Source organism: Actinotalea endophytica, from assembly GCF_025717005.1.
Taxonomy (GTDB): Bacteria; Actinomycetota; Actinomycetes; order Actinomycetales; family Cellulomonadaceae; genus Actinotalea.
On the sequence record NZ_JAOVZU010000008.1, the window covers coordinates 211,976 to 229,002 of the forward strand.

General features: G+C 73.0%; 9 protein-coding genes. All 9 read right to left on the reverse strand.

Translation table 11 applies throughout. From position 1 onward, the window contains the following. Positions 1-12 precede the first annotated feature (12 nt). Positions 13-978: an AAA family ATPase gene (locus OEB99_RS14970; RefSeq protein WP_263578077.1), complete on the reverse strand. Its 966-nt coding sequence runs from the start codon at positions 976-978 to the stop codon at positions 13-15. A 45-nt stretch (positions 979-1,023) separates the two neighbouring features. After that, entirely contained in the window at positions 1,024-6,852 is a 5,829-nt protein-coding gene (locus tag OEB99_RS14975) for an Ig-like domain-containing protein (protein WP_263578078.1), read from the reverse strand. After that, entirely contained in the window at positions 6,849-8,444 is a 1,596-nt protein-coding gene (locus tag OEB99_RS14980; RefSeq protein WP_263578079.1) for a serine/threonine-protein kinase, read from the reverse strand. Before OEB99_RS14980 ends, OEB99_RS14975 begins: the two co-directional genes overlap by 4 nt. After that, a complete protein-coding gene (locus tag OEB99_RS14985) occupies positions 8,441-9,916 on the reverse strand; it encodes an FHA domain-containing protein (RefSeq protein WP_263578080.1) in 1,476 nt (491 codons plus the stop codon). Before OEB99_RS14985 ends, OEB99_RS14980 begins: the two co-directional genes overlap by 4 nt. Continuing rightward, the gene (locus OEB99_RS14990) at positions 9,913-10,761 is read right to left on the reverse strand and encodes a PP2C family protein-serine/threonine phosphatase (RefSeq protein ID WP_263578081.1); all 849 of its coding nucleotides are present in this window, start codon (positions 10,759-10,761) and stop codon (positions 9,913-9,915) included. Before OEB99_RS14990 ends, OEB99_RS14985 begins: the two co-directional genes overlap by 4 nt. A gap of 125 nt (positions 10,762-10,886) precedes the next feature. Further along, positions 10,887-11,885 (reverse strand): polyprenyl synthetase family protein, encoded by a 999-nt coding sequence (locus tag OEB99_RS14995; RefSeq protein ID WP_263578082.1) that lies wholly within the window; start codon positions 11,883-11,885, stop codon positions 10,887-10,889. After that, positions 11,882-13,465: an NADH-quinone oxidoreductase subunit NuoN gene (gene nuoN, locus OEB99_RS15000; RefSeq protein WP_263578083.1), complete on the reverse strand. Its 1,584-nt coding sequence runs from the start codon at positions 13,463-13,465 to the stop codon at positions 11,882-11,884. Before nuoN ends, OEB99_RS14995 begins: the two co-directional genes overlap by 4 nt. After that, positions 13,462-15,030, reverse strand: a complete 1,569-nt coding sequence (locus OEB99_RS15005; RefSeq protein ID WP_263578084.1) for an NADH-quinone oxidoreductase subunit M — start codon at positions 15,028-15,030, stop codon at positions 13,462-13,464. The genes nuoN and OEB99_RS15005 overlap by 4 nt, the downstream gene beginning before the upstream one ends. 11 nt (positions 15,031-15,041) lie before the next feature. Beyond that, entirely contained in the window at positions 15,042-17,027 is a 1,986-nt protein-coding gene (nuoL, locus tag OEB99_RS15010; protein ID WP_263578085.1) for an NADH-quinone oxidoreductase subunit L, read from the reverse strand.

The following is a 17,027-nucleotide window of genomic DNA, read 5'->3' on the forward strand; positions in this document are numbered from 1 at the left end:
CGCACCCGCACCTCAGATCCTCGTCGCCGGCGGCTCGATGTCGGCCAGCACGCGAGCGACGATCTGGCGGGCGGCGACGCCGCCGAACTCGGCCTCCGGGTCGAGGATCAGGCGGTGGGCCAGGACCGGCTCCGCGAGGAGCTTGACGTCGTCCGGGATCACGTAGCCGCGCCCCTGAGACGCCGCCCAGACCTTCGCGGTGCGCACCAGGGCCAGCGACCCGCGCACCGAGGCGCCCACGACGGTCTGCGAGTCCGCACGGGTTGCCTCGGTCAGCCGCGCGACGTAGTCCAGGACCGCGGGCTCGACGTGCACCGTGGCCGCGAGGTCGGACATCTCGGCCACCGCGGCCGTGGTGATCTTCGCCAGCAGGCCCACCGTCCGGTCCCGCTCGGCAGAGCCCGCGAGGATCCGCACGGTGGACTCCCGGTCCGGGTAGCCGAGCGAGGTCTTCATCAGGAACCGGTCGAGCTGGGCCTCCGGGAGCCGGTACGTGCCGGCCTGCTCGATCGGGTTCTGGGTCGCGATCACCATGAACGGCCGGCCGACCGGGTGCGAGACCTTGTCGACGGTCACCCGCGACTCCTCCATGACCTCCAGCAGCGCCGACTGCGTCTTGGGCGAGGCGCGGTTGATCTCGTCCGCGAGCACGACCTGGGCGAACACCGGGCCGGGGTGGAAGTCGAAGGTGCGGGCGCCCTGGTCGTAGATCGTCACGCCCGTGACGTCGCTCGGCAGCAGGTCCGGGGTGAACTGGATCCTGCTGTGGGTGCCCTGCACCGTCGCGGCGATCGCCTTGGCCAGCGAGGTCTTGCCGGTGCCCGGCGCGTCCTCGAGCAGCAGGTGCCCCTCGGCGAGCATGCAGGTCAGGGCCAGGCGGACCACGTGCTCCTTGCCGAGCAGGGCCTCGCCGACGTTGGTCACGAGCGCGTCGAACGTCTGGGCGAACCACGCGCTCTGCTCGGCGGTCATGCTCACGGGGTGCTCCTGGTCTGGTCGTCGGATCGGTCGTCGTGGAAGAGGTCAGCCACCGCCGCCTCCAGCGCCGCCACCTGGCGGCGGAGCGGGCCCGTCGGGCACCTCGGCCTGGACGAGGTTCGACGCCAGCGACTCGCCCTCGGCGTTGATCGCGTGCACCTCGATCGTCAGCACCGCACCGGCGTCGGCCGAGACCGTCACCGAGAGCCTGGACGCCGACACGGTCCGGGTGTCGACGATCGCGTCGGTCTCGTCGGTCACGACGTAACGGTAGGAGGTGATCGGCGATCCGCCGGTGCCACCCGCCGTCCACCGGAACGTCACCTCGAGCGGCACCGAGACGTCTGCGGGATCGGTGACCGTGGGTGCCTGCGGCACCGTCACGGTCGTGCCCTCGACGGTGACCGCGGCGCTGGTCGCGTCCTTGACGTTCACGGCGACCACGGACACCGAGTGCGAGCCCCCCTGCAGGCCGGTGAACAGGTACGTCGTCTGGGTGGTGACCACCGGGTCGCGTCCGTCGATCGACACCCGGTAGCCGCTCAGGGCCACGCCGCCGGTGTCCGTGGGCGCGGTCCAGGTGGCCCGCACCGCGCCCTGGCCGAACGGCGTCGGGTTCGCCGCCGCGTCCGTGACGGTGAGGCCGGTCACCGCGGCCGGCGAGCTCCAGATCTCGCCCGTGGTCGAGACCCAGGCCGAGACCCCGGCCTTGTTCGCGCCACGCACCTCGATCGTGTAGGTCCGGCCGCGGTCCGCGTCGAACGTGTAGCTCAGCGAGGTGCCCGGCACCTCGACCACCGTGCCGTCGATCCGCACGTCGTACCGCGACACCGGGTCGCCGTTCGGCGCCGCCGCGGCCCACTGCACGGTGATCTGGCGCGCGCCCGAGCCCACCGACGACGTCGTCGCCGTGACCGGGTCCGGTGCGCCCGGCACACCTGCCGGGACCTGGGACGCCGACCATGCGCTCCAGTCACCCGGGTCGGGCGCGTCGTTCAGCGCGCGGACCCGCACGATGTACGCGGTGCCGTTGGCCAGCCCGGTGAAGGTGTACGACGTGGACGCCGTGCTCACCACCGCCGGTCCGGTCGGCGGGGCCGGGCTGATCTCGACCTGGTACTCGCGGATCGGCGACCCGGTGTTCGTGGGCGCGGTCCACGTCGCGGTGACGCGGGCGTCGCCCCAGGCGAGGCTCGCGGCCGCCGGGGCCGCGGGCCGCACGTCGGGTCGGGCGGGTCCGGACGCGGGGCTCGGGTCGGAGTCCCCGACCACGTTGCGGGCGATCACGGTGAACGTGTACTCGGTGTCGTTCGTCAGCCCGGTGATCGTGCAGGTGGTCGTGGGGCAGTCGGTGACGGTGCCACCCGGCGAGGCGGTCACCCGGTAGCCGGTGATCGGCTCGCCGTTCGAGGTCGGGGCGTCCCAGGCGAGCTGGACGGTGGTGTCACCCACCTGGACGATCCGCGGTGCGGCGGGTGCCGCGGGCCGGTCCCGCACCACCAGGGTGACCCGGCCCTCGACCTGCCGGTCGAGGTCACCGGTCACGTCGGCGACCCGGAACCGCACCACGAGCGGACCGACGAAGCCGGGGTCCGGGCGGATCGTGACGCTCGAGCTGTCGAACGCGTCCACCTGGCCGTCACCGGACTCCACGGTGGCGTCCACCACGGACAGCCTGGAGCCCGGGAACGGGTTGAACGCGCCGGTCAGCAGCTGGACCGTGGTCGACCGGCCGGCGACGCCGTCGGACCGGAACACGTCGTTGACCCGGGCGAGCGGCCGTTGGGACGCCACCACCCGGAAGTCGACCTCGGCCGGCAGCGGCGCGAGCCCGCCGTAGTCGATCGCCAGGCCGATGCTGCCGACCGAGCCGCGAGGTGTGGTCGCGTCCGCGGTGAGGGTCAGCTGGGACCCGTTGAGCACCACACCGAACCCCGCCGGGACCGCGGTGGTCAGGGCGTACGTGTAGGCGGAGACGTCGGAGCCACCGATCCCGACCGGGGCGACGACGAACGCAGACAGGTCGACGTTCACCGTGTCGCCGGGACCCACGTCCAGCACCGACGGCACGAACCGCGGCGGGTGGTCCTCGAACGCGAGCACCGTGATCGGCAGCGTGATGACCGCGGTGCGCACACCGGCCGAGCCCGGCACGCCGTCGGCGACCTCGACGGTGACCGAGGCCGGCCCGGCGTAGGACTTCAGCGGCGTGTAGACGAGGGTCTCGCGGTCCACCACCACGACCGGACCGTCGGACTTGGTCGCCGAGACCGCGGTGACGTCGGCGATCCGCGGGCTGCGGCCCGGGGCGACCTGGATCTGCTCACCGAGCTTGATCGTCAGCGACGACCCGGCGAGCACCTGCAGGTCGGCCACGTTGGGGCGGCGGACCGGCGGGAAGTCGCCGAGCGCGGGCACCGTGATGAACGCGTACGCCGAGACGCCGTTCGCGTCCGGCGCGGTGTTGGTGAGCAGGTACGGCAACGTCCGAGGGTTCGGGCCGAGCGTGACCACCACGGTGCCGGTCGGTGTCACCTGCGCGATGTCCGCGACCGACGGGTGCACCGAGACCTGCAGGTCGGTCAGCGGGCCGCTCGGGTTCTCGGCGACCTCGAGCACGTTCACCTCGACCGACGTCGCGTTGAGCGTCTCCGAGGCCGGGACCACCACGTCGCGGGCGACCGGCGGGCTGATGGTCGCGTCGGCACTGACGGTGACCGTGAGCACCGCGGAGTCCTGGCCGCCGCGGTCGTTGAGCGCGGTGTAGGCGATCTGCAGGGTGCCCTCGTCCTGCGGCGTCTGGACCACGATCCGGCGGCCCTCGATCCGGGCGTCCACGCCCTCGGGCACGTCGAGCTGGTCCGCCAGGTGCAGGTCGCCGCCGGACATGTCGACGTCGTTGGCGAGCACGCGCACCTCGACCGAGCGGCCCGGGCGCACCGTCACCTCGTCGTTGCGGGCCACGACCTCGGCCGACGTGCTGGGCCGCGCGGCGATGCCCACCCGGATCGTCGCGACCGCGCGCTGACCGACCCAGTCCTCCACCGCATAGGTGAACTCGTCGGTCCCGCTCTCCCCGGGCAGCGCGGTGTACTCGATCCAGTCCGCGCCCTGGTTCTGCACGATGCCCTTGGACGGCGCGGTGTCGATGCCGAGCAGCGTCACGCCGTCACCGTCGGCGTCGATGCCGGTGAGCGGGATCGGGATCCGGATGGTCTCTTCCTCGAACATCCGCGCGGTCAGGTCCTTGGGGCGCGGCAGCGACTTCGAGGTCGCGTCCGAGGCGTGCACCGTGACCGTGACCGTGCCGGCCGACGCGTTGCGGTACTGGTCCACCACCTCGAACGTCGCCTGGACGGTCATCGGTGTGCTCGGCGCCTGGTACCGCAGCACGTCGCCGGAGACGAACAGCAGGCCCTGGTCGGCCGGCAGCGTGGCCGGCAGCACCGGGTTGAGCGTGATGCTGTCGCCGTCCGGGTCGTACGCGTCGTCGAGCACCGGGATCGTCACCACGCCACCGGTCCGCACCGTGACGCTCACCGGCGGGACCACCGGCGGCTGCTGACCGGTGGCCGCGTCGATCGGCTTGACGCGCAGCTCACCCGTGGTCGACTCGTAGCCGTTCGAGATCGTGTACGGCACCGTCACGGCATGCTCGAGCACCCGGACGGCGGAGATCCGCACGAGCTGGTGACCGAGGATCGCGACCTCCAGGCCCGAGTCCTCCGGCACCTGGACGGACTGCAGGACGAGCACGTTGCCGCCCGGGTCCACGTCGTTGGCCAACGGGTCCAGCACGACCTCGCCGTCCGGTGGCAGCAGCGCGACGTCCAGCACCGCGATCGGCTTCGGTCGGGTCTCCGGCAGCTCCTTGACGTCGATCCGCGCGATGCCGGTGGCCTGCTGCGGCGCTGCGGTGATCACGAACGACACGTAGTACGTGCCCGCGTTGACCGCCTGGAACGTGAACGTCCCGGCCTCGAGGTCGGTGCTGATCGTCGCGCTCGGCACGTCGTCCACGCCGGCCAGCCGGACCGGCTCACGCGAGGACGACCGCACGAAGTCCAGCGGGCTCACGGTGACCGGCTGGCCGACGTAGGTGACCGCGTGGACGGGGTCGATCAACGGCACCAGGGTCCCGGCCGGCCGCACGTCGATGCTCAGGGTCCCGCCGGCGACCAGCTCACCGTCCGAGACCACCAGCTCGACGGTCCGCGTCCCGAGGGTCGTGCCGTCGGAGAAGAACGTGAGGTCGCCGTCCTGGCGTGAGCTCACCGTGCCGCCGCCGTCGACCGTCGCGCTGAGCAGCACCAGCTGGTCGCCCTCGGGGTCCATGAAGTCCGGGAGCACGTCGTAGGTGACGCTCGCGCCGAGCTCGGCCTGGACCGAGCCCGGGTGCACCTGCACCGGTGCCTCGTTCTCGCCGTCCGACCGGATCGTCAAGGTCACCGTCGCGGTGGACGGGGCGCCCTCGTTGCGTCCGTCGCTCACCGTGTACGTGAACGTGGCCGTCCCGGTCGCGTCGGCCGTGGTGACGAGCTGCAGCGCGCGTCCGCCGTAGATCGGCACGACCGTCCCGAACGAGGCCGGCAGCTCGTCGAACTCGCGGATCACGAGGATCCCGCAGTCGCTGGCAGCGTCGTTGTCGATCACCGAGAGGATCGTCGTCCGCCCGGGACGCACGCCGTAGCTGTCCGGCACGGCCCGCGCCTCGCGGGTCTGGTCGGTGCACTCGGCCTGCAGCACCTGGGTGCTCGGTTGCTCGTTGCTCTCCTGCCCGTCGCCCGGGTCGCTCTGCTCGGCGATGTCCGGCCAGTTGGGCTCACGCACCATGTCGTCCTCGGTGGGCACCCAGACCAGGCCGTCGGCGACCGAGTTGAGCACGACGACGTCCCGGTTCACCCGGAACACGACGCGCTGGGTCGCCGAGATCCGCTCCAGGTCCCGCTCGACGGTCCGCGAACCGCAGACCTGCAGGTAGCCACCCTGCCCACCGGCCCACGCGGAGTTCGCGCAGCCCGCCACGAGCACGGGCGCCGCCGGCTCACCCGCGTACGGCGTGGCGTGCTCGACGACGTTGCCGCCGGCCAGCGGCACCTCGAGGAGATCCCCGTTCGCGGTCGCGACCAGGACGTCATCCGCGATCGGTCCCGGCTGCTGGAGCACGAGGTCGGTGCCGTAGCTCGCGAGGTCGACCGTGGCCTGCGACGTGTGCAGCGTGGTGCCGGTCAGGGCGACGAGGCTGTCGCCGACCGCGGTGACCTGGTCCGCGGTGCGCATCTCGCCCGCGAGCGCACCGATCGTGCGGTCCTGCACCTGCCCGCCGGCGAGCTCGATGCGGTGCAGCTCACCGGCCGAGGTGGTCGCCAGGACGGCACCCGAGTCGGCCGACACCACGGCGCTCGCACCGGGGCCGAGGTCGACGTCTCCCGGCACGTCGGTCGCGACCTCGGCGAGGTCGTCGAGGGTCCGGACCCAGAGCCTGCCGTCGTCGGCCATCTCGGAGACCACACCGCGCGCCATCGTCACGTCGACCTCACCGGTCACCGTGACGCTCTGCGGCGCGGACACGCTCGCGGTGTCCACGGCGGCGATCCGACCGGGCTCGACCAGGAGGACCGCGTCGCCGTCCTGCCACACGTCCAGCGCCGTGCTGGTGGCCAGCAGGCCGGCGTTGAGCTCGGACACCGCCGGGTTCCACCGGCCGAGCTTGAGCTCGGCGGCGTTGGTCACCCAGACCGCACCGTCGTCCAGGTCGACCTGCGAGACGGACGCCCCCGGGTACACCAGGGCGAGGCCGACCAGCACCGCGGGCGCGACGACGGCGCCGACGGTGCTCGGCCACCTCCGGCCTCGTGGAGCGGATCGGCTCACGGCGCGCACCCGGTGACCAGCTCGGAGGCACGTCCGTCCGCGGCCACGACCGCCACCTCGATGCACACGAGCCCCGAGCCGTCGTAGTCGACGGCGGCGCTCGCGGTCTCGATGCGCTCGAACACGGGGTCGGCGTCGATCCGGCGCTCGGCCCACAGGAAAGCGTGGCCGGCGGCCGGCTCGGGGTCGGTCCAGGTGAAGGTGACCTTGCCGTCACCCACCGTGCCGACGATGTCCGTCGGCGCTGCGACGGTCGAGTCCGGCACGGCCGCGGTCTGCGAGGTCGTCACGGTCGGCGCGGCACCCGGTGCCTTGGGGTCCAGCGCGGCGGCCGCCGCCAGCACGGCAGCCGTGACGAGCAGGCCGCCGGCGAGCCCGGCCGCCACGACGCGCCCCGTGCGGCGCGGGCGTCGCTGGGTCGGGACCCGCGCGGCCTCGAGCTCGGCGACGTGCCGCCGCCAGCTCTCCGGGACGTCGACGATCTCCTCGGTGTGCACCGGGTCGCTCGGGCGGACGGCCGGCCGGACGGCCGCATCCGGGGCCCCCTGCGCGTCGGCCGTCGCGGTGCTCGCGCCCTGGGCGCTCGCGGCGGGCCCGCCAGCCGTCGCGAGCTGCTCCTCGGCCTCCGGCGAGACGGTCCGGACCGGACGCAGCCGGGTCTGCTGGTCCGCCTCGGCCGTGCCGTCACCGCCGCCCGGGGCGGCCGGCGCGACCGGCAGGTCCTCGGGCAGGTCGAGCGGCGTGAGCGGCAGCATGAGCTCGGCCTCGACCTGCTGCAGGGCGCGGGCCAGCGCCAGCGCCGAGTGGTGCCGGCGGTCCGGGTCCTTCGACATCGCCCGCTCGAGCACGCCGTGCAGCGAGTCCGGCACGTCGCCGCGGCCGGTCCTGGCCAGCGGCGCCCGTTCGATCCGGGCGATCAGGTCGGCCGCGCTGTTCGAGGCGTCCGAGACCTCGAACGGCGAGCGGCGCGCCAGGAGCGAGTAGATCGTCGCGGCGAGCGAGTACACGTCGGACCGCACGTCGCCGCCCGGCTCGTCGGTGAGCATCTCCGGCGGCGACCACGGGATCGACATGCCGACCATCGCGCCTGCCGCGAGCCCCGCGGTGGCTGCGATGCCGAAGTCCGTCAGCGCCGGCCAGCCGAAGTCGGTGACCAGCACGTTGGCCGGCTTGATGTCGCGGTGCAGCACGCCGGCCCGGTGGGCGGTCTCGACCGCCGACGCCAGCCGGATGCCGATCCGCAGCACCTCGGCCACACCCATCCGCTCCGCCCGGTACCGCTGGGCGAGGCCGGGCCGGGAGCAGTACTCCATGACCAGGTAGGGGCGCCCGTCCGGGGCGACGTCCGCCTGGTAGACGGTGACGATCGACGGGTGGTGCGACAGCGAGGCCATGATGTCCGCCTCCGCCCGGAAGCGGGCGCGGGCGGCGTCGTCCAGGGAGGCCGCGAGCAGCACCTTGACCGCCACCGGACGGCGCGGCATCTGCTGGCGGTACAGGAAGACGTCGGCGAAGCCGCCCATCCCCAGGAGTCGGACGTACTCGAACCCCGGGATGACGGGCGGCTGCGAGGCCTCGCGACGAGAGCTCACCCACCGGCCTCCACGAGGAACGTGACGCCCTCACCCAGGTCGACGACGACCCCTTGCTCGACCACGGTCGGCTCGCCGGGGTGCAGCCGCTGCGCGCCCTGCCCCTGGCGCAGCAGGAGGACGCCGTTGGTGGATCGCAGGTCGGTCACCACGACGTCCTCACCGTCCATCCGGACCTCGGCGTGCGTGCGCGAGATGTCCTGGTTCGGGCTCGCGACCGTGATCAGCCGCGGGATCTCGTTGTTCGCGACCCGGGTGACCTGCGGCGCCCGGCCGATCAGCACCGGCCGGTTGAGCGACACCACGAGGCCGGTGGACATCAGCAGCTTCGCCGGCGCGGGGTTGTGCGGGGTGGGGACGGCGAGCTGGGGCACCGCGTCACCCGCCCACTCGGGCAGCTGGCGCCGCAGCGCCACCATGTCCGAGCTGAGCACGGTGAGACCGTCGTGGTCCTCGGGCAGGCCGCGACGCACAGGCGGCGCCGTCGACTCCTCGGGCTCGTCGTCGTCCTGGTCGTTCGGCAGCGGCGGCACCGCGGTGAGCGGGCGTCCGGCGTTGAGCGACGGGACCGCGGTGAGCGAGGGCGCGGGCGGGAGCGGCGGCACGGCGCTCAACGGGTTCGCCGTGGTCGACGACGAGCCGCTCGTCGCGGGCTGCTCCTCCTCGGTGTCCCTCCGCTCGCGACGGACCTGCTCGGGGTCGGCCGACACCGCGCCGAAGGACCCGGTGAGCGGCGAGGAGCCGGTCTCGGCGGGGCCGACCCGCACCGGCTCCCAGGCCGGCAGCATGGCCACGACGTCGGGCTCGTCGTCGGCCGCGCCGTCGTGCTCGGCAGACTCGCGGTCGTCGGCCGGGACGAGCTCGTCGGACGGCGCGGGGCCGGGCGCGGGGGTGGGCGCCGCGACGGGCGCGGGGGCACGCAGGACCGGCTCGGACACCTCGATGGTCGCCACGGGCACCGGCCCGCTCACCGCGGGGCCCTCGCCGGTGGCGGGGCGCGTCGCGGCGGGCTCGGAGATCGGCGCCCGGAGACCGCCGGCGGCGGGCAGCGGGCGCAGCAGCACCGTGTCGGCGAGCAGCACCCCGGCGACGACCGGCAGCGGCCCGCTCTGCGCGGCACGCGGGCCGCTGAGCCGTGCGGCCGTGGCCCCGGGCACGGTCTGCTCGGACCAGGTCGCGACGTTCGCCGCGGTCACGACCCGCGACGCGTCCGCCGTGACGACCTCCGCCTGGGTGGCGCCGCGCACCACCACGTGCGCACCGTCGTCGGTGAGCTGGACGAGGGCGAACGCCGGCGCGGCGGCAAGGCCCGGACCGAGCAGCACCTGAAGGTGGTCGGTGAGCGTCGCGCCGCCCTGCACGGAGGCCCAGAGCTGCTCGAGCAGCTCCGACGCGCAGCCGTCCGGCAGCAGCACGGCCGTTCGGCCTGCGACGACGGCGAGGCCGTCGCCCGGCACGTAGTCGATCCTCATCGGTCCACCTCCGGGACACGGGCGCGCGAGGCGCGTGGGTTGGTCGAGCCGTCACTCAGCTCGTCCCATGGCTTGGCGGCGGCCCGGCGCTCCGCGCCCTGGGCCGTGCTGTCGGCGTCGACGGACCTGGCCGTCGCGACGTCGACCACGATCGCGGTGACGTTGTCCCGGCCGCCGCGCCGCACCGCGGCGTCGACCAGCGCCTCGGCGGCCACCTGCGGGTCGGCCACGTCGGCGAGCACCGCGGCGAGCTCGTCGTCGGCGAGCTCGTCGGTGAGGCCGTCGCTGCACACGAGCATGCGGTCGTCGGACCCGACCGGCAGCAGCCAGTAGTCGGGGTCCGGATCGGGACCGGTGCCGATCGCGCGCGTGATGACGTGGCGGTCGGGGTGCCGGTGCGCCTCCTGGGGTGCGATCACGCCGCGGTCGACCAGCTCCTGCACGACCGAGTGGTCCACGCTGATCTGGCTCAGCGCGCCGTCGGCGAACCGGTACACCCGCGAGTCCCCGATGTTGAACACGAGCCAGTACGAGCCGCCGTCGTGGGTGGCGAGCCCGACCCCGGCGAACGTGGTCCCGACGGTGCGCCCGGCCGGGACGGCCTCCCGCACCCGAGCGGAGATCGCCCGGACCACGACGTGCACGTCGTCCGCGGTGACCACCGGCCGGCCCGCGAGCGAGCTGGCCTCCTCGATCGCGATCCGCGAGGCGACCTCGCCCGCGTCGTGGCCGCCCATCCCGTCGGCGACCACGAAGAGCGGTGGGTAGGCGAGCAGCGCGTCCTCGTTCAGCCGCCGGTACGGACCGCAGTCCGTCGCCGAGCCCCATGCCGCGTGCACGCTCACCCCTCCTCTCCCGATCGCCGTCCGGGCATGATGGCCCGAACGGGTGAACGTCCCCGCCTGCTCATCGGCGCGTTCGTCCCCCGGCATGAGTCCGGCGGGGTGAGAAGTTTCTGCCGATTCGCCCGTCAGGCGGAGCGCTCGACCAAGGCGTGCGCGAACTGCACCAGCGAGTCCCGCACCGAGCCCTCGGGCAGGGTGTCGAGCGCCGCCACAGCCTCGGCCGCACGGGCCGACGCGGCGGCCCGCGTGCGGTCGGTGACCGGGTGCTCGCGCAGCGCGCGCACGGCGTCCGCGAGACTCTCGTCGTCCGAGAGGTCCCCGTCGAGCATGGCCAGCACCTGACGGTCGGCGGCGGACGCCGAGTCCGAGGCGGCCAGGCGTCGCAGCAGCAGCACGGGCATGGTCGGCACGTGCTCGCGCAGGTCGGTCCCCGGACGCTTGCCGGTCAGGCTGCCGTCGTCGGTCAGGTCGATGACGTCGTCCGCGAGCTGGAACGCGAGGCCGATCTTCTCGCCGTACGTCGCGAGCGTCTCGACCACCTCGGGGTCGCACCCGGCGAACATCGAGCCGTACCGCGCGGACGTCGCGATGAGCGACCCGGTCTTGTCGGCGAGCACCTGGAGGTAGTGCTCCACGGGGTCGGCGCCCTCGACCGGGCCGACCGTCTCGTGCAGCTGTCCCAGGCAGAGCCGCTCGAACGTCCGGGCCTGGATGAGCACCGCCTCCGGGCCGAGCCCGGCGGTCAGCGCCGAGGCCTTGGCCAGCAGCAGGTCGCCGGTCAGGATCGCGACCTGGTTGCCCCACACCTCGTGCGCGGCGGGGGCACCCCGACGGACCGGTGCCGAGTCCATCACGTCGTCGTGGTAGAGCGTCGCGAGGTGGGTCAGCTCGACCACCACGGCGGCGTCGAGGACCCGCGGGTCGGCTCCGTCGCCGAGCTCGGCCGCGAGCAGCGTGAGCAACGGGCGCAGCCGCTTGCCGCCCGCGTTGACCAGGTGGCGCGACGTGGCGTCGGCCAGGTGGTCGGCGTGCGAGGCGGCCGCGACGAGGCGCGCCTCGACGGCCTCCAGCCGCCCGGTGAGCCGGGCGGAGAGGTCGTCGGTGAGCGGGAAGGTGACGGTCACCGGACGAAGACCGCCAGGTCGCCCAGTGCGGACAGCACGCCCGACGGCAGCACGCCGAGGAACACCGTGCCGACCGCCGCGATCGCGACCGCGACCGCCGTCGGACCCTCGGAGGTCACGACGGTCGTGCCGGCACGCTCCTCGTCGGGCTCCTTGAAGAACATCAGCACGACGACCCACACGTAGAAGAACACCGCGGCGGCCGACGCGACCACACCGAGCACGGCGAGCCAGGCCTGGCCCCCGGCGATCACCGCGGTGAAGACGGCGAACTTCCCGACGAAGCCCGCGGTGAGCGGGATGCCCGCGAAGGACAGCAGGAACAGCGTGAACGTCACGGCGAGCACCGGGTGGCGCCGGCCGAGCCCGGCCCACTGCGCGAGCGACGTCGCCTCGGCGGTCACCGTGCCACCGGCGCTCTCGTTGACCTCGCGGACCAGGGTCACCAGGCCGAATGCGCCGATCGTCGCCAGGCCGTAGGCCAGCAGGTAGAACAGCACGCCGGTGATCCCGGACTGCTGCAGCGCGACGACGCCGACCAGCACGAACCCGGCGTGCGCGATCGACGAGTACGCGAGCATCCGCTTGATGTCGGTCTGCACCAGCGCGATCACGGTCCCGACCACCATGGTGAGCGCGGCGACCGCGTAGAGCAGCGGCATGACGTCCCACTGCAGCGGCGCGATGATCACGTACACCAGGCGCAGCAGCGCACCGAAGGCGGCGACCTTCGTGCAGGCCGCCATGAAGCCGGTGACCGGGGTCGGGGCGCCCTGGTAGACGTCCGGGGTCCAGGAGTGGAACGGCACGGCGCCGACCTTGAACAGCAGGCCGACCAGGACGAGCACGAGACCGCCCACCAGCAGCGGCGAGAGCGAGGCGCTCGACGCGACGGCGTCGCCGATGCCGGCGAGCTCGACCGAACCGGCGAACCCGTACAGCAGCGCGATGCCGAACAGCAGGAACGCCGACGCGAACGCACCGAGCAGGAAGTACTTGATCGACGCCTCCTGGCTGAGCAGGCGACGGCGCCGGGCGAGGCCGGTCAGCAGGTAGAGCGGCAGCGAGAAGACCTCGAGCGCGACGAACAGGGTCAGCAGGTCGCCTGCCGCCGGGAAGATCATCATGCCGCCGAGCGCGAGCATCATCAGCGGGAAGACCTCGGTCTGCACGAGGCCGCGCGACGTCGCCAGCCGCTCGTAGTCGGAGTTCGGCACCGCCGCGCCACTGGGCGCGAACGCGTCCTCGCCGAGGTCGGTGCGGTCCGCCACGACGAGCATGCTCAGCGCGCCGAGGACCACGAGGATCGACTGGAGCAGCACCGCCGGGCCGTCCATGATCAGCGAGCCACCGAGCGCGCGCACGCCGGCGCTGCCACCCGCCGGGTCGAGGTCGCGCCACTGGAGCGCGAGCATGATCAGCGCGCCGGCGAGCGCCAGCAGGCTGAGCACGAGCTGCGTGATCCGGCGCGCCGAACGCGGCACGAACGCCTCGACGAGGATGCCCAGCACACCGGTGCCGAGCACGATCGCGACCGGCGCGAGGGACGCCCACTGGATCTCGGGCGGGGAGAAGCTCACTGGTCGCTCCCGTCGACGGAGAGGGCGAGAGTCGGGGTGACGTCGTCGACACCGACCTGCTCGAGGGTGACCGACGCGGGCTCGCGCACGAGGTCGAGCGCCAGGGCCGGGTAGAAGCCGAGCACGAGCATGGCCGCGATCAGCGGGCCGACCACCCATCGCTCGCGCAGCGTGAGGTCCTTCATGGGTGGCAGGTCGTCCCGCACCGGGCCGGTGAAGGCCCGCTGGTACGTCAGCAGCACGTACAGCGCGGCGAGCACCACGCCGAATGCCGCGACCACCGCAGCGGCCTTGTACGCGCCGAACGTGCCGACCAGCACGAGGAACTCGCTGACGAACGTCGACAGGCCGGGCAGCGACAGCGCCGACAGACCGGCGACCAGGAACGTCCCGGCGAGCACCGGCACGACCTTCTGCAGACCGCCGTGGTCGGAGATCCGGGCGCTGCCGGACCGGGCGACCAGGAAGCCGGCGACCAGGAACAGCGCGCCCGTCGACAGCCCGTGGTTGACCATGTACAGGCTCGAGCCCTGCACGCTCACCGAGGTGAACGCGAAGATCCCCAGCACGATGAACCCGAAGTGGCTCACCGAGGTGTACGCGATCAGGCGCATCAGGTCCTGCTGGCCGATCGCCAGCAGCCCGCCGTACAGGATCGAGATCACCGCGAGCACGATGATCACCGGAGCGGCCCAGCGGGACGCCTCCGGGAACAGCGGCAGGCACAGCGTGAGCATCCCGAACGTGCCGACCTTGTCCAGCACGCCGACCAGCAGCACCGACGTGCCGACCGGGGCCTGCTCGGCGGTGTCCGGCAGCCAGGTGTGCACGGGCCACATCGGCGCCTTGATCGCGAAGGCGATGAAGAACGCGAGGAACACCAGCCGCTGGGTGGTGGTCGACATCGACACGTTCCCGACCAGGTTGTCGATCAGGAAGCCCTCGTCGCCACGCGGCCCGTGCAGGTAGAGCGTGATGACGCCGACCAGCATGACCAGACCGCCGGCGAGCGAGAACAGCAGGAACTTCACCGCGGCGTACCGCCGGCCGGCCCCGCCGAACGCCCCGATCATGAAGTAGACCGGGATGAGCATCGCCTCGAACAGGACGTAGAAGAAGAACACGTCGCGGGCCGCGAACACCGCGACCATGAACGCCTCGAGCACGAGGATCAGCGCCACGTAGTGCCGGATCCGCGAGCCGCCCTCGACGTGCAGGCCGTCGGGGTGCACGTCCGGGTGCTCGCGCCACGCAGCGAGCAGCACCAGCGGGGTGAGCAGCACGGAGAGCAGCACGAGCGCGAGGCCCACGCCGTCGACCCCGACCGCGTAGCTGACGCCGAGGCTCGGGATCCACGCGGCCTTCTCGGCAAGCTGGTGGACGCCGGCCTGCGAGGTGTCGAACGAGAGGGCGGCCACGACGGCGAGCACGAGCTCGACCAGCGCGACGCCGATGGCGACCGGCCGGGCGTGACGCCGCGCGGCGCCGGGCAGCGCCCAGACGACGGCGGCGCCCAGCAACGGCACCACGATGAGCGTGGTGAGCCAGGGGAACTGTGCGGGCATGGTCACTTCCCTCAGATTCCGAACGCCAGGACGACGGCGACGAGCACGACGACGCCCGCGAGCATGATGGCCGCGTACGAGCGGACCAGACCGTTCTGCAGCCGGCGCAGGCCGGCGCCGAGGCCGACCACCCCTCGCGCCAGGCCGGTGAACGCCCCGTCGACCACGGTGCGGTCGCCGTACACCAGCGACCTCGTGGCGACCTGACCGGGCAGGACGAGCAGCGCGTCGTTGACCTCGTCCTGGTACAGGTCCTTGCGCGCGGCCCGGGTGAGCAGCGAGCCGTGCGGCGGGACGACGGCCACGGCCGACGCCCAGTACTGCCGCCACGCCAGCGCGACGCCGACCGCGACCAGCACGAGCGTCGTCACGGTGATCACCGGGACGGCGAGCACGGGCTCGTGCTCCTCGACATGACCCGTGACCGGCTCGAGCCAGGTGGTGAACGAGCTCCCGGCCGCGAGCAGCCCGCCGAGGCCGGCCGAGCCGACCGCGAGGATGATCATCGGCCAGGTCATCAGCGCCGGGGACTCGTGCGGGTGGCGGACCGGTGCGTCCGGGTCGGTCGCGCCGCCACCGTGACCGTCGGACCAGCGCTGCTTGCCGTGGAAGGTCATGAAGAACAGCCGGGACATGTAGAACGCGGTGATCCCGGCGCCGATCATCGCGGTCAGCCCGAACACCCACGGCTGCCAGCCCTCGCCGCCGTTCATCGCGAACGCCGACTCGATGATCTTGTCCTTGCTGAAGAAGCCGGAGAACGGGGGCACGCCGAGGATCGCGAGCCAGCCGAAGCCGAAGGTCACCCAGGTGACCTTCATGAAGGCCGACAGCCCGCCGAACCGGCGCATGTCCACGGTGTCGTCCATGCCGTGCATGACCGAGCCGGCCCCGAGGAACATGCCGGCCTTGAAGAAGCCGTGCGTGAGCAGGTGGAAGATCGCGAACGCGTAGCCGATCGGGCCGAGCCCGGCGCCGAGCATCATGTAGCCGATCTGGGACATCGTGGAGGCGGCCAGCGCCTTCTTGATGTCGTCCTTCGCGCTACCGACGATCGCCCCGAACATGAGCGTGATCGCGCCGACGATCGCGACCACCAGCAGCGCGGTGGGCGCCCCGTCGTAGATCGGGCCGGAGCGGACCACGAGGTAGACACCCGCGGTCACCATGGTCGCGGCGTGGATCAGCGCGGAGACCGGGGTGGGGCCGGCCATCGCGTCGCCGAGCCAGGACTGCAGGGGGAACTGTGCGGACTTACCGGTGGCACCGAGCAGCAGGAGCAGCCCGATCGCGGTGAGCACGCCCTCGCTCGCCCCGCCGGCCTCCCCGAGCACGGTCGTGAAGTCCGTGGCCCCGAACGTCGCGAAGATCAGCGCGATGGCCACGATCAGGCCGAGGTCACCGACCCGGTTGGCCACGAACGCCTTCTTGGCGGCGACCGCGTTGGCCGTCTCGTGGTTCCAGAAGCCGATCAGCAGGTACGACGCGAGACCCACGCCCTCCCAGCCGACGAACAGCAGCACGTAGCTGTCCGCGAGCACCAGCAGGAGCATCGCCGCGACGAACAGGTTGAGGTACGCGAAGAACCGGCGCCGCGATGTGTCGTGCTCCATGTACGCGACCGAGTAGACGTGGATCAGCGTGCCGACGAACGTCACGAGCAGCACGAAGCTCATCGACAGCGGGTCCAGCCGCAGCCCGGCGTCGACCGAGAACGCCCCGGCCGGGATCCAGGAGAACAGGTGCAGGTCGACGACGCGCTCGTCGGCCGGCAGGCCGATCATCGCGAGCCAGGCGACGAACGCGACGACGAACGCCGCGCCGGACGCCAGCACGCCGATCCAGTGGCCCCACCGGTCGGTGCGCGCGCCGCCGAGCAGCAGCACCGCGGCGCCGAGCATCGGCAGCGCGATGAGCAGCCACGCGGCGGCCAGCACCCCGGTCGCCGCGGTCGGCTCGACCGCGGGCACGGCGGTCAGCAGGTCTGTGGTGAGCAT